The organism is Peribacillus simplex (assembly GCF_030123325.1).
GTDB classification, from domain to species: Bacteria; Bacillota; Bacilli; order Bacillales; family DSM-1321; genus Peribacillus; species Peribacillus simplex_D.
Window position 1 is genome coordinate 1,567,014 of the sequence record NZ_CP126106.1, and the last position, 14,027, is coordinate 1,581,040.

The window sequence follows — 14,027 nt, forward strand, 5'->3', positions numbered from 1 at the left end:
TCACAGAAAAAAACAGTAGAGGGGGAACATGAATGAGTTCCATAGCCAAAAAAATACAAGAACAGCAATATGAGGACCAACAGCAGCAACAGACGCACCAAACAGTGGTCATCCGTAAAGCGAAGATATCCATTGGTGAAGTTTTCTTACTATGTGCCCTTGCTATCATGGTTACCTTTATGGGAGTGAAGATAGTCTCCAATCAAGCGGCCATTTATGAAACGAATAAAGAGATCCAGCTAGTGGAAACGTCGATTGAAAAACAGGGTAAAGTGAATGAAGATTTGAAAGTGCAGGTTGCTGAACTTAGTACATACGAAAGAATTTGGAAAAAAGCTGCAGCGCTAGGGTTCAAGCTAAATGAGAATAATGTGAAGGGTGTGCAGTGATAATGCAGAAACAAAAAAATATGAAGCATGGGGCAGCCGGATTATTCTTCTTATTCGGCCTGCTCTTTTTTGTATTAGTCTGCCGCTTTTTGTATATTCAGGTGACAGGTACAGCAGGCGGAGAGGTACTGGCTTCGAAAATCGACAAGAAATATGAAAAAAAACAGGTCCTAGAAGCCAAAAGGGGAAGCATACTCGATACAAAGGGGGAAGTCATCGCCGAGGATACTCCCTCCTATATCTTAAGGGCTGTACTCAGTGAAAAGGAGCCGGAGCATGTCAAGGATCCGGAGATGACCGCGAATAAGCTTGCTAAATATATCGACATGGATGAACAGGACATCTATGAAAGACTTACGAAAAAAAAGGCATACCAGGTGGAGTTCGGCAGTGCCGGCAAGGATTTGACTCAGGTCGTCAAGCAGAAAATAGAAAAAATGGAACTGCCGGGAATTACATTCGGAAGTACGAATAAACGTTTTTATCCTAATGGAATTTTCGCCTCCCACCTGATTGGCTATGTAGAAAAGGATGAAGAAACGGGAGAAATGGCTGGTAAGTTCGGCATTGAAAAGTACCTCAATAAAGAATTACAGGAAACGAACGGGGAGCTGACATATGACAGTGACTCATGGGGCTTTCTTTTACCGGATACAGAGGAAAAGGTGGTTGCCCCGGATAATGGCAATGATGTCATGCTAACCATCGACAAGAAAATACAAACGTTTCTGGAAGATTCGATGAGCAAAGTGCAGGAAAAATACGATCCTGAACAAATCATAGCGATTGTCTCCAATCCGAAAACGGGGGAGATTGTGGCGATGGGGCAAAGGCCTACCTTCCATCCGACAACGAAAGTCGGTCTTACGGATACTTGGCGTAACCTGGCTATTGAAGAAAGCTTCGAACCGGGATCAACCATGAAAACATTCACCCTTGCCGCGGCTGTTGAGGAAGGGGTCTTTAATCCGAATGAAAGCTTTGTCGCTGGAACCTACAAAGCCGGATCGGGGAAAATCGGAGATCATAGCGGGATCGAAAGAGGGAAGAGCATGACCTTTCTTGAAGGGGTTCAACGTTCCTCCAACGTCGCTTTTGCCACTCTTGCAATGGATAAGATAGGCGAGGATACTTTCCGTGAGTATTTGACTAAGTTCGGATTTGATAAAAAAACGGGAATTGACCTGCCGAACGAGATAACAGGAAAAATTCAATACAAGTATAAGCTTGAAAAAGTTACTACTTCCTTTGGACAGGGTTCGACCGTTACACCGATTCAACAAATCCAAGCCGCCTCCGCAATAGCCAATGACGGAAAAATGATGCGGCCGTACGTGATAAAAAGCATTTCGGATCAAGATACCGGAAAAACTTTGAAAACGACAAAGCCGAAAGTGGCAGGGCAACCGATTTCGGCAGAAACTGCAAAACAAGTACGTGATTATTTGGAAACGGTAATTTCCGCGAAAAAAGGAACAGGGAAAAAATATGCCATTGATGGATATGAAGTAGCGGGGAAAACCGGTACTGCACAAATCCCTGGTCCGACAGGTAGGTATTTAGAAGGAAAAAATAACTATGTATTCTCCTTTTTAGGCATGGCTCCAAAGGATGATCCGCAGTTGGTCATGTATGTGGCGGTCAAGCAGCCGAAGTTAGGTGTATCTTATGTTGGGGCTGATCCATTGTCAGAGATATTTAATCCTGTCATGCAAAATAGCCTGCAATATTTAAACATAAAGCCTTCTGAAGTTAAAAAACAAAAGGCAAATAAAATCGTTGACTATGCAAATCAAACCGAGAGTTCAGCTGTCAAAGAACTGAAGGAACTTGGCTATGATGTAAGTACGATCGGAAGTGGGCGTAAGGTGCTCGATCAATCCCCAAAAGCGGGGAGCATACTCTTACAGGGTGAAAAGATAATCCTGAGGACGGAAGGCGAAATGAAAGTTCCTGACATGAAGGGATGGTCCCTGCGCGATGTTATGAAATTGGCTAAGGTTGCAAAACTGGATCTAAAAACTGAAGGTACTGGATATGTGAGTAAACAAAGTCTTGAGGCCGGGAAAAAAGTAAAGGAAGGAGAGACATTCAATATTGAATTATCCCAGCCTGAAGGGGCTGCTGAAGATATTCCGACAAAAGGGAAAACAGAGTGAAGATAAAGAGGGGATCCAAATGGATCCCCTCTTTATTTCTTTCAAAGTTTGTAGTCTAGCATCGAGTAGACAAGCATATATTGAAGCATGTATGAAATGGAGGTGCCTGTTTTTGCGTGTTTCGAATGTTACTGTCCGAAAACGGCTGGCAATCGCATTGGCGATCGGTATCGTTGTATTTTTTATCATTGATATCCGATTGGGAATTGTACAGTTTTATCTAGGGGATAAGTTGACGGGGCTGGCTAAAGATTCCTGGAGCAGGAATATTCCTTTTGAAGCCAAACGAGGAGAAATTCTGGATCGGAATGGTGTTGAGCTGGCAACGAATATATCTGCGCCAACAGTCTATGTCATCCCAAGACAGATTGAGAATCCTGGGGAGACGGCGGAACAGCTTGCTTCAATATTGGATATGACAAAGGAAAAGGCTTATCAATGGTTAACGAAACAGGCGATGAGCGTCAGAATTCCGGAAGGCAGAAAGATATCTCATGAAAAAGCGAAGGAAATTAAAGCATTAGGGATAAAGGGCGTTTATATCGCTGAAGATTCTAAGCGCCATTACCCATTTGGTGAATACCTTTCGCATGTTCTTGGCTTTACAGGCTCTGACAATCAAGGGTTGATGGGTATTGAATTGTCATATGATAAGGAACTAAGCGGGGAAAAAGGATTCGTTAAATTTTACTCCGATGCTAAAGGGAAAAGACTTGAAAATATGGCCGATGACTATAAGCCCCCTGTTGATGGTGATAACTTGAAGCTAACCATCGATAGCAAAATCCAGACAATTGTGGAGAGGGAGCTCGATAATGCGGAGGCGACATATGATCCCGATGGTATAATTGCCATTGCGATGGACCCGAATACAGGGGAAATATTGGCAATGTCAAGCAGGCCAACCTTCGACCCGGCTAATTTTCAAAATGTACCTTCAGAAGTGTATAATCGTAATTTACCAGTTTGGAGTGTATATGAACCAGGTTCGACTTTTAAAATCATCACGCTTGCTGCGGCACTTGAGGAAGGGAAGGTCGACTTACAAAAGGAACATTTTTATGATTCCGGACATGTGGAAGTGTCAGGGTCTACACTGCATTGCTGGAAAAGAGGAGGACATGGGGACCAAACTTTCCTTGAAGTTGTAGAGAACTCATGTAACCCTGGTTTTGTAGAATTAGGGAACCGGCTTGGTAAAGACAAGCTGTTTAAATATATAAATGATTTCGGGTTTGGGCAAAAGACGGGGATTGATTTAACTGGCGAAGGAAAAGGAATCATGTTCAACATGGATCAAGTGGGTCCGGTTGAGCAGGCAACGACAGCGTTTGGACAAGGTGTAGCCGTAACTCCCATTCAGCAGGTGACAGCGGTATCGGCGGCTGTGAATGGCGGAACTTTGTATACACCTTATATCGCGAAGGAACTTGTGAATCCAAAAAATGGTGAAGTGCTGATGCGAAAGACCCCGCAGGCGAAGAAAAAAGTGATTTCGGAAGCAACCTCGAAGAAAGTCCGTGAAGCACTTGAATCCGTTGTCGCACAAGGTAGCGGTAAAGGAGCATTCGTGGAGTCGTACCGAGTCGGCGGTAAAACGGGTACAGCCCAAAAAGCTGAAAATGGCAGATACCTTGAAAATAATTATATTCTCTCATTCATTGGGGTCGCTCCAGCGGATGATCCGCAAATCGTCGTTTATATAGCTGTGGATAACCCTAAAGGAACGGTACAGTTCGGCGGGGTCGTTGCCGCACCGATCGTTGGGAATATCATGGAGGATTCGCTTAGGGCCATGGGCGTCAAGCCAAGGAAAAACCAGATCGAGAAGGAAACGGTCTGGACTGATCCAGTCATGGTCGAGGTACCTGACGTTGTTGGTCTCAGCAAAAAAGAGTTGCAAACCCAGCTCATCGACCTTAAGGTGGATATTGCCGGCAATGGGGATAAAGTCATAAATCAAGCCCCGGATCCAGGTGTTAAATTAAAACAAGGCTCCACCATAAGAATTTATCTTGGCGAAAATACAGAATAAGTATAATATAATATATGAATAGTTAAAGCGGCTGAAGAATCATCAGCCGCTTTGTTTACGGAGTCGGGATAACCCCGTATAATTGAAATTGGTTTCTCGACAAGCCAAGGCTAATCACATATAATGAATCCTCAAATTAAGTTGAGAGGGATGGAAAAATGAAGCTTCACAAATTACTATCTTATTTACACTCCTTATTTACGTATGAAGGAGAAAATCCTGAAATCACCTCCATTGAAAATGATAACCGTAAAGTCATAGACGGAAGTTTATTTGTTTGTATAAAAGGTTATACAGTCGATGGTCATGATTTTGCCCAACTTGCTGTAGAACATGGAGCTGCAGCAGTCATTGCCGAAAGGCCGCTTGACCTCGATGTTCCCGTGATCGTAGTCAGGGATTCGAGCAGGGCGATGGCGGTGCTTGCCGATGCATTCTATGGCCATCCGACTCAAAAGATGCGCTTGATCGGAATTACAGGTACGAATGGAAAGACGACGACCAGTCACTTATTGGAAAAGATTTTCGAGGATCGACAAGAAAAAACAGGCTTGATTGGCACGATGTATACAAAAATTGCCGATACGGTGTATGAAACTAAGAATACGACGCCAGATAGCGTTACGCTGCAGAAGGCATTTCATGAAATGGTCGAAGCATCCGTTACCACTGCCATTATGGAAGTTTCATCGCATGCACTTGAGCTTGGACGCGTCCATGGCTGTGATTATGATATTGCCGTCTTTACGAATCTCACACAAGATCATTTGGATTTTCATAAAACCATGGACAGATACAGGCAAGCAAAATCCTTGTTTTTCTCACAGCTCGGCAATGCTTACATAGAAAATCGTCCAAAATATGCTGTACTTAATGCTGATGATGAGGCAACAGCTGATTTCATTAAAGCGACTGCTGCTACAGTCGTGACATACGGCATAGACAAAGAAGCAGATATCAGGGCCAAGGATATACAAATTGATGCAAATGGCACATCGTTCACCTTGACAACAGGTAAAGAAGAGCGTTACATTCAGCTGAAGCTAATTGGTAAATTCAGTGTTTATAATGTTCTCTCTGCCATCTCTGCTGCTTTGTGCGCCGGTAACGATCTAGATGAGACAATAAGATCCATCGAGGATATAAAAGGTGTCGCAGGCCGTTTTGAGCTCATTACAGCGAATCAGGACTTCCCTGTCATTGTTGACTATGCCCATACTCCGGACAGTTTAGAAAATGTTCTAAAGACTGTTGGTGAGTTTGCCAGAAAGAAAATTTTCGTGATAGTGGGCTGCGGCGGGGACCGAGACAAGACAAAGCGTCCCATCATGGCCGAAATTGCATGCAGCTTGGCGACTGACCCGATCTTCACTTCGGATAATCCGCGCAGTGAAGATGCTGCCCAGATCCTCCGGGATATGGAAGCTGGTGTAGTGGGCAAGGAATATACGGTTATTGAAGACCGCAGGCAGGCGATAGTTTACGCTGTTTCCAAGGCGGAAGAGGGCGACGTTATATTAATAGCCGGAAAAGGTCATGAAACCTATCAATTGGTCGGTGACGAAGTGCTTCACTTCGATGACCGTGAAGAAGCGGAAAAGGCGATTCAAAGTCGTTTGGGTTCAGTTTGAACCAAAGCTGAAATTGCCATGGAACAATTAAGAAAAGACATCAAGCAGATTTTATATTTGAATTGTGTTAGGAATGAGGGAGTAAGGAATGTTGGAACAAGTGATTTTTTATACGATTTTGGTGGCGTTTTTAGTAACCGTTCTTCTTTCGCCGATTTTCATCCCGTTTTTAAGAAGATTGAAATTCGGGCAAAGTATTAGGGAAGAAGGCCCACAATCGCATCTGAAGAAAACGGGAACACCCACCATGGGCGGTTTGGTCATATTATTATCCGTCACCATCGCTACACTAGTCATGACTTTGAAATTTTCGGCACCTTCAACCGAAACGTATTTATTATTATTCGTTACCTTAGGTTTTGGTTTATTAGGTTTCCTGGATGATTTCATCAAAGTGGTCATGAAGCGAAACCTAGGATTGACTTCCAAGCAAAAACTGCTTGGACAAATTGTGATTTCTGTCATCTTTTACTTCGTCTTTAAGCAGACAGACCGTTTTAATCCTGAATTGACGATTCCAGGTACTGATTTTGCTTTTGATTTTGGCTGGTTTTATCTGTTTATCGTTATTTTCTGGCTCGTAGGTTTTTCGAATGCCGTCAATTTGACGGATGGGCTTGATGGACTTGTCTCAGGAACATCAGCCATTGCTTTTGGTGCTTTTGCCATTTTGGCCTGGAGTCAGTCACAATATGATGTCGCTATTTTTTCTGTGGCGGTTGTCGGTGCGGTACTCGGGTTTTTGGTATTCAATGCACATCCGGCAAAGGTTTTCATGGGGGATACGGGTTCCTTGGCCCTTGGGGGAGCGATCGCAACCATCGCCTTGTTAACGAAGCTTGAAATCCTCCTGGTGATCATCGGCGGAGTCTTCGTGATTGAGACGCTCTCGGTCATCCTGCAGGTAGGATCTTTTAAAACGACTGGTAAACGTATTTTTAAAATGAGTCCGCTTCACCACCATTATGAGCTTTCCGGCTGGTCGGAATGGCGCGTCGTCGTGACTTTCTGGACAGTGGGGCTGCTGTGTGCGGTACTCGGAATCTATTTAGAGGTGTGGATATAATTGAAAGAGACTGCAAAGTATTCAGAGAAAAAGATATTAGTATTGGGTTTGGCAAAAAGCGGAGTGATCGCAGCTTCGCTTCTACATAAATTAGGTGCTTTCGTGACGGTTAATGACATGAAGCCATTATCGGAAAATCCTGAGGCTCAAGGACTTCTTGAACAGGGAATCAAAGTCATCTGCGGCAGTCATCCGATCGAGCTTCTTGATGAGGGTTTCGAGCTGATCGTGAAAAACCCGGGAATCCCCTATCGGAATCCAATCGTAAAAGGGGCATTGGAAAAAGGGATCCCTGTTATCACGGAAGTTGAACTGGCCTATCAGATAAGTGAAGCACCTTTCATAGGGATCACTGGTACAAATGGGAAAACGACCACGACAACATTGATATACGAAATGTTGAAGGCCGGTGAAAAATCCCCGCTGATTGCCGGTAATATCGGGACAGTGGCCTCTGGAGTTGCTGAAAATGCAAAACCCGATGACTCGATCGTCATTGAATTATCATCATTTCAGCTAATGGGAATAGACGAATTTCGACCTGAAATCTCAATCGTGACGAATTTGTATGATGCACATTTGGATTATCACAGTTCCAAACAGGAATATGTCGAAGCGAAGGCAGCCATTACGAAAAATCAAATAGCCTCAGATTTCATGATCTATAATGCAGATCAAGATCTTGTTTTGTCCATGGCGAAAAAGACCAAGGCTGAACTTGTTCCTTTTTCAGCTGAAGTGAAACATGAGAATGGAGCCTATGTGGAAGATGGTGCCGTCAGTTTCCGAGGAGAAAAAATCATTGCAGTTTCAGAGATAGCCCTTCCTGGGAAGCATAATTTGGAAAATGTGCTCGCGGCCATCTCAGCGGCCAAACTGAAGGGTGTAGCTAATGAAGCCATTCAGACTGTTCTCAAAACTTTTTATGGTGTTGAGCACCGTCTCCAGTTTGTGGCAACGATCGATAACCGTAAATTTTATAATGATTCGAAAGCGACGAACATTCTTGCAGCATCCAAAGCGCTAACTTCCTTTACGGAACCTGTCATCTTATTGGCGGGCGGTTTGGATCGCGGAAATGAATTTGATGAGTTGAAACCGGCGATGAAAAATGTCAAAGCCGTGATAACTTTTGGTGAAACGGCAGAAAAAATTGAACGGGTAGCCAAAGAATTAGGAATAGCGAATATAAAACGTGTCGATAATGTAGAAAAGGCCGTGCCGACTGCATTTGAATTATCAGATGAAGGCGACTGCATTCTTCTCTCCCCGGCTTGTGCAAGCTGGGATCAATATAAAACTTTTGAGCAAAGAGGAGACATGTTTATGGAGGCCGTGCATAAACTTAAGTAAGAGCTTTCGCAGAGAGAAGTGAACATGCTTCTACGTTGACACCATGGAAAAAAGCGATAATGAGCCGTTATCGCTTTTTTTTTGACTAAAGTGCTGACAAGCAATCAGCACTGATGTTTATATTCGCAGGCTCGAAAAACTTCCTAGAGGTGGATGTCCGTGCCATTAAAAAAATCGAATCCCGATCTCATTCTCATTATCGTCACCTTAAGTCTTTTGACTGTCGGATTAATCATGGTTTACAGCGCGAGTGCCATTTGGGCAACATATAAATTTGATGATTCGTTTTATTTTGCTAAAAGGCAGTTGCTGTTTGCCTGCGTTGGTGTCATAGCCATGTTTTTCATCATGAATGTGGATTACTGGACATGGCGGACATGGGCCAAAATCCTTATCATCATTTGTTTCATTATGTTACTGGCTGTGCTTGTACCAGGTATAGGGATGGCGAGAAATGGTTCGAGGAGCTGGATTGGTGTAGGTGCCTTTTCGGTGCAACCCTCTGAGTTCATGAAGTTGGCGATGATCGCTTTTTTAGCTAAGTTTTTATCAGAACGGCAAAAGCTGATCACCTCCTTTAAAAAAGGGATGCTTCCATCCTTGGGTTTAGTGTTTTTGGCATTTGGATTGATCATGTTACAGCCGGACCTTGGAACGGGAACGGTGATGGTTGGAACGTGCATCGTTATGATTTTTATATCCGGGGCAAAAATCAGTCATTTTGTAGGCTTGGGGCTAATCGGGGTAGCGGGTTTTATCGGTCTGATTTTGTCAGCGCCCTACCGGATAAAAAGGATCACGTCTTTTCTGGATCCTTGGGAAGACCCTTTGGGCAGTGGATTTCAAATGATTCAATCGTTTTATGCAATCGGACCCGGGGGATTGTTCGGATTGGGACTCGGGCAAAGCCGCCAAAAGTTTTTCTATTTACCAGAACCGCAGACTGATTTCATCTTTGCCATACTTTCCGAGGAACTTGGGTTCATCGGGGGTTCCCTGGTCATTTTATTATTTGCGCTCATGCTTTGGCGGGGCATTCGGATCGCACTTGGTGCCCCTGATTTATATGGGAGCCTTGTAGCGGTGGGAATCATTGCAATGGTCGCCATTCAAGTGATGATCAATATAGGTGTGGTAACGGGTTTAATGCCAGTTACGGGTATCACCTTGCCCCTCTTAAGTTATGGCGGTTCATCACTGACGCTCATGTTGATGGCGATTGGGGTGCTCCTGAATATTAGCCGTTATTCAAGGTTCTGAAAATAAGTGAAATATATGGTTTGGCAAAAGGGAAGTTCTGTTAAATGCAGGGCTTCCTTTTTTACGTTGAAAACCCTTGCAGGAATACGATTTTGGATGGCGCCATGCCGGAATTTAGAAATAAATGAAATGTCGCTTAAATATTACCATGTATGAATGTTGAGGAATCCACAATAAATATTGGCAATACGTCTTTGTTTAGACTATAGTATAAGAGGGTTAGGCCGTACTGGGGCTTGCTTCTGTTCATTTTTCTGCTAAAAAGGCGTTATTAATCTTGTAATATAAGTGACCTCATGGAAGAGGAAATGAAAATTATAACTTGGAATTTTTGGAACAACAAGGAGGTTTATCATGGATAATGTGATAAAGCAATTAACTGAAATGAAAATCGGCAAAGTTCTTGAACAGGAACCGCTTGCAAATCATACAACTATGAAAATTGGGGGGCCGGCTGATTTATTCATCGTGCCGTCATCCATTGAAAATATAGAAAAAACAATGAAGGTCATCAAAGAAAATGGGATTCCGTGGACGGTGATCGGCAGGGGCTCGAACCTACTTGTCAGTGATGGCGGAATTGAAGGTGCCGTGCTTAAATTGGGTAAAGGACTTGATCATCTCGAGATAAATGGGCCGGAGATAAAAGCAGGAGCTGGGGTATCACTTGTCAGCCTGTCCGTACAAATCAGTAAAAAAGGATATGCAGGATTGGAATTTGCCAGTGGGATTCCTGGTTCCATCGGCGGAGCAGTCTATATGAACGCTGGTGCACACGGTTCCGATATGAGTGAAATTCTCAAAGAGGCACATGTTCTTTTTGAAGATGGAACCCTAGCTTGGCTTTCAAAAGAAGAAATGGAGTTTTCTTATCGAACTTCCCTGCTTCAGAAGAAAAGACCAGGTATCGTACTCGAAGCAATTTTTCAATTGACAGAGGGTGATAGAACCGAAATCGTTGAAAGAATGCAGAATAACAAGAATTATCGTAAAGAAACCCAGCCGTATAATCTTCCATGTGCCGGGAGCATATTCAGGAATCCACTTCCACACCATGCTGGTAAATTGGTCGAGAATGCAGGCCTGAAGGGACATTCTATTGGCGGAGCTCAGATTTCACCGATGCACGGAAACTTTATCGTTAACACTGGTAATGGAAGTGCAGCGGATGTTCAAGCTTTGATACTGCATGTTAAGGATACTGTGTATGATAAATTTGAAGTTGAAATGGAAACAGAAGTGGAAATTATCGGCAGAAAATAATGGGATTCATTATATCCAAATATTGTGATATAATGTGTTACCTTTTAAAGTTTGCTAATAACCAAATATAGAGTTTGTCTTGATTCGCACTGTCAAGAACCATCCATTTTTTTCAGGAAGAGGTGAAGGGGATGGAAAAGGGGAAAATCGTTTCCATTGAGGACCGCATCCCGAAATTAAAACAATTAAGAAAAAGCAAAGCAAACAGGCGGCTTGTTCTTTTGCTTTCCCTTTTCTTCATTCTGGTTGCTTGTGTGCTTTATTTCTTATCCCCGTTAAGCTATGTGAAATCCGTGCAGGTAGAGGGGAATCGTTATATTACTTCCAAACAGATCATTAAATTGAGTAAGGTGAAGAAGGATCGAAGCATCTGGAAGGTTGATACAGGGGAAGCTGCAGCCAATATCAAAAAAAATCAAGAAATAAAAAGCGTTAAGGTGACACCGATATTTCCTAATTCGATAAAAATTACGGTTTCGGAACATAATAGGATGGCATATCTGTCCAATAATGGGAAGTTTGCACCCATTTTGGAAAACGGGTCCGTTTTAGAGGAGTTGGCAACAGGCGAAATTCCAGTATTTGCCCCTGTTTTAATTGGTTTCAAAGAGGGTAAAGCATTAAAGTTGCTTTTAGAAGAGCTGGACAAGCTTCCTGTCGAGATTCAGAATGCCATTTCAGAAATACATTACGCTCCAACCAAAACTGATGTCTACCATATCGTCATGTTTATGAACGATGGGTTTGAAGTAAGTGCGACAAGCCGGACTTTATACGAGAAAATGATTCACTATCCATCAATTGTCAGCCAGTTGGATCCGAATGTAAAGGGAGTCATCGATCTGGAAGTGGGTTCTTATTTTAAGGCATATGAAGACGCTGAACAAAAGGAAGACACTAATGAGGAAAATTAATGGCAAGCGGGTGGTTTTGCCCCTGGTTTGCGTGGTGCTCGGATTCATGATTGCCTTCTCTTACAATCTGACCAAAAAACGTGAAGGTGCAGGGAAGGACAAAGCCTGGGATCAGGAATATGAGCTCAGGCAGCAGCTGATCGAACAGGAGAAGCAGAACCGGGAACTTCAGAAGGAACTCCTTCAGAAGCAAGAAAATGTATCCAAAATTGAAAAAGACCTAGCGCAGGAAAAGCAGCTTTTTTTCAATTTGGCAAAGGATACGGAAAAATACCGTATGTTTCTCGGGAAAGTGAAAGTAAAAGGCTCTGGCCTGCAGGTGACTCTTGAAGATGGTACGGATATGGATTCAGAAGCCAATGTTAATAATTACCTCGTCCATGAACAGCATGTCTTCAAAGTCGTCAATGAACTATACATATCAGGTGCAGAGGCTGTTGCGATTAACGGTCAAAGGTTAAATCATGATTCATACATAATCTGTAATGGGCCTGTGATTACCATCGATGGCCATCAGCATCCTGCTCCCTTCATCATATCTGCGATTGGGGACCCGGATGTCCTGGGTGCTTCACTGGACTTACCCGGCGGCATCAAGGAACAACTGGTTAATGAGAATATTATCTTTACAGTGGAAAAGCAAAAGAATATCATTTTTGATCCAATTATTGGAGGGTGATCAGACCGCCGTATTCGATGAAAGATTGGTGAGAAACTGGAAATGAAAAAAAAGCTTTCTTTTAGTTTGGTTACGTTGATTGCTGGCTTCATGCTCGCTATTCAATTCAATTTGGTGAATCAGCCTGTCGTTTCCGATACAAGGGATATGTGGGAGCTGAAAAATGATTTATTGAAAGAACAGCAGACCCAGGCGGATTTAATAGAGGGTATCAGAAAGCTTGAGGGAAAAATAGCATCCTATGAAACAAAGAAAAATGAGAGTAAAGAAGAAGTATTGCGTGACACCCTGACCGAATTAAAGACAGACGCAGGTTTGACCGAAATTAAAGGTAATGGGGTCATCGTATCTATACAGCCTATCAAAGCAGATATCCTTCTTGGTGAGAGGGTCGAGTATATTTCACCTGTTTTGATCATTCGGCTCATTAATGAAATGTATAGGTATGGAGCTGACGAAATCTCCATTTCAGGACAAAGGTATATATCAACATCGGTTATCCGTGATATTAATGGGCAGCCGAAAATGGACGGGTATCCTCTTGTTCATTACCCGGTCGAAATACAGGCAATAACCGTTAATCCAAAGAAACTGAAGCAACGCATTGAAGGTTCCGAACTTATGGATGATTTCTTTATAGATAATTTTGAAGTGCAGATCAATGTGCCTTCCGGTGAGTTGACATTGCCGGCCTACCAAAATGCTATTAATGTGGAACATATGGAACCCGTTATGGATGGGGGGGAATCGTAATGTGGCTTCCAGTTTTTGGACTGTTGATTGGGGTCACCCTTGGTTTTTTGGTGGATTTTGATATTCCCCATGAATATTCAAATTATCTTTCCATTGCCGTGCTTGCTGCTTTTGATACCTTATTTGGGGGCATACGGGCTCATTTGCAAAATCTTTATGATGAAGTTGTATTTGTAACAGGATTCTTCTTTAATATTATTTTAGCCGCAGGTTTGGCTTTTCTAGGTGTACATCTTGGTGTAGACTTATATTTAGCCGCAATCTTTGTGTTCGGTGTAAGGCTCTTTCAAAATATCGCCCTGATTAGAAGGATCCTAATTGAAAAATGGTCCATTTCCCGGAAAAAGCAGAAAAAAAATCTATAATTTTAAAGGGAATTAAGTTATAAATGACGAATAGTTTATGGCAGTATCTAGTTTATTGAGTAGATCAGTCTCGTTTAGAAGCGAACAATAAGCACAATAAAGTGTGAAATCTACGAGTTTTGTTCGGGAAATACAAAATGAACCGCTTATCTATGAAATT

12 protein-coding genes are annotated in these 14,027 nt (G+C 42.8%); all 12 read left to right on the forward strand.

Annotated elements, in window-relative coordinates; translation table 11 throughout:
• The first annotated feature begins 32 nt into the window (after positions 1-32).
• The 12 genes from ftsL to QNH43_RS07690 all read left to right on the forward strand — a co-directional run bounded on the left by ftsL (position 33) and on the right by QNH43_RS07690 (position 13,867).
• Complete coding sequence (gene ftsL, locus QNH43_RS07635; protein ID WP_076366682.1) at positions 33-389, forward strand: cell division protein FtsL; 357 nt, start codon at positions 33-35, stop codon at positions 387-389.
• A gap of 2 nt (positions 390-391) precedes the next feature.
• Positions 392-2,548 carry a penicillin-binding protein gene (locus QNH43_RS07640; protein ID WP_283917366.1) on the forward strand — a complete coding sequence of 719 codons (2,157 nt, stop codon included), beginning with the start codon at positions 392-394 and terminating at the stop codon, positions 2,546-2,548.
• 112 nt (positions 2,549-2,660) lie between these two features.
• The gene (locus QNH43_RS07645) at positions 2,661-4,583 is read left to right on the forward strand and encodes a stage V sporulation protein D (RefSeq protein ID WP_076366678.1); all 1,923 of its coding nucleotides are present in this window, start codon (positions 2,661-2,663) and stop codon (positions 4,581-4,583) included.
• Positions 4,584-4,741: 158 nt separating this feature from the next.
• Positions 4,742-6,214, forward strand: a complete 1,473-nt coding sequence (locus QNH43_RS07650; RefSeq protein ID WP_283917367.1) for a UDP-N-acetylmuramoyl-L-alanyl-D-glutamate--2,6-diaminopimelate ligase — start codon at positions 4,742-4,744, stop codon at positions 6,212-6,214.
• An 88-nt stretch (positions 6,215-6,302) separates the two neighbouring features.
• Positions 6,303-7,280 carry a phospho-N-acetylmuramoyl-pentapeptide-transferase gene (gene mraY, locus QNH43_RS07655; RefSeq protein WP_034313901.1) on the forward strand — a complete coding sequence of 326 codons (978 nt, stop codon included), beginning with the start codon at positions 6,303-6,305 and terminating at the stop codon, positions 7,278-7,280.
• Positions 7,281-8,633 (forward strand): UDP-N-acetylmuramoyl-L-alanine--D-glutamate ligase, encoded by a 1,353-nt coding sequence (gene murD, locus QNH43_RS07660; protein WP_283917368.1) that lies wholly within the window; start codon positions 7,281-7,283, stop codon positions 8,631-8,633.
• A 153-nt stretch (positions 8,634-8,786) separates the two neighbouring features.
• Complete coding sequence (gene spoVE, locus QNH43_RS07665) at positions 8,787-9,893, forward strand: stage V sporulation protein E (protein ID WP_245406448.1); 1,107 nt, start codon at positions 8,787-8,789, stop codon at positions 9,891-9,893.
• 354 nt (positions 9,894-10,247) lie between these two features.
• Positions 10,248-11,156 (forward strand): UDP-N-acetylmuramate dehydrogenase, encoded by a 909-nt coding sequence (murB, locus tag QNH43_RS07670; RefSeq protein ID WP_283917369.1) that lies wholly within the window; start codon positions 10,248-10,250, stop codon positions 11,154-11,156.
• Positions 11,157-11,287: 131 nt separating this feature from the next.
• Complete coding sequence (locus tag QNH43_RS07675; protein ID WP_283917370.1) at positions 11,288-12,070, forward strand: cell division protein FtsQ/DivIB; 783 nt, start codon at positions 11,288-11,290, stop codon at positions 12,068-12,070.
• Complete coding sequence (locus QNH43_RS07680; RefSeq protein ID WP_081395535.1) at positions 12,057-12,749, forward strand: DUF881 domain-containing protein; 693 nt, start codon at positions 12,057-12,059, stop codon at positions 12,747-12,749. Before QNH43_RS07675 ends, QNH43_RS07680 begins: the two co-directional genes overlap by 14 nt.
• Positions 12,750-12,791: 42 nt before the next feature.
• On the forward strand, positions 12,792-13,502 hold the full coding sequence (locus QNH43_RS07685) for a DUF881 domain-containing protein (RefSeq protein WP_283917371.1): 711 nt from the start codon (positions 12,792-12,794) through the stop codon (positions 13,500-13,502).
• Positions 13,502-13,867: a small basic family protein gene (locus tag QNH43_RS07690; protein WP_283917372.1), complete on the forward strand. Its 366-nt coding sequence runs from the start codon at positions 13,502-13,504 to the stop codon at positions 13,865-13,867. Before QNH43_RS07685 ends, QNH43_RS07690 begins: the two co-directional genes overlap by 1 nt.
• Positions 13,868-14,027 lie beyond the last annotated feature (160 nt).

Coding starts and splice junctions, on each gene's coding strand:
- ftsL (WP_076366682.1), top strand. CDS start 33: ATGAGTTCCATAGCCAAAAAAATACAAGAACAGCAATATGAGGACCAA.
- QNH43_RS07640 (WP_283917366.1), top strand. CDS start 392: ATGCAGAAACAAAAAAATATGAAGCATGGGGCAGCCGGATTATTCTTC.
- QNH43_RS07650 (WP_283917367.1), top strand. CDS start 4,742: ATGAAGCTTCACAAATTACTATCTTATTTACACTCCTTATTTACGTAT.
- mraY (WP_034313901.1), top strand. CDS start 6,303: ATGTTGGAACAAGTGATTTTTTATACGATTTTGGTGGCGTTTTTAGTA.
- spoVE (WP_245406448.1), top strand. CDS start 8,787: ATGTCCGTGCCATTAAAAAAATCGAATCCCGATCTCATTCTCATTATC.
- murB (WP_283917369.1), top strand. CDS start 10,248: ATGGATAATGTGATAAAGCAATTAACTGAAATGAAAATCGGCAAAGTT.
- QNH43_RS07675 (WP_283917370.1), top strand. CDS start 11,288: ATGGAAAAGGGGAAAATCGTTTCCATTGAGGACCGCATCCCGAAATTA.
- QNH43_RS07680 (WP_081395535.1), top strand. CDS start 12,057: ATGAGGAAAATTAATGGCAAGCGGGTGGTTTTGCCCCTGGTTTGCGTG.
- QNH43_RS07685 (WP_283917371.1), top strand. CDS start 12,792: ATGAAAAAAAAGCTTTCTTTTAGTTTGGTTACGTTGATTGCTGGCTTC.
- QNH43_RS07690 (WP_283917372.1), top strand. CDS start 13,502: ATGTGGCTTCCAGTTTTTGGACTGTTGATTGGGGTCACCCTTGGTTTT.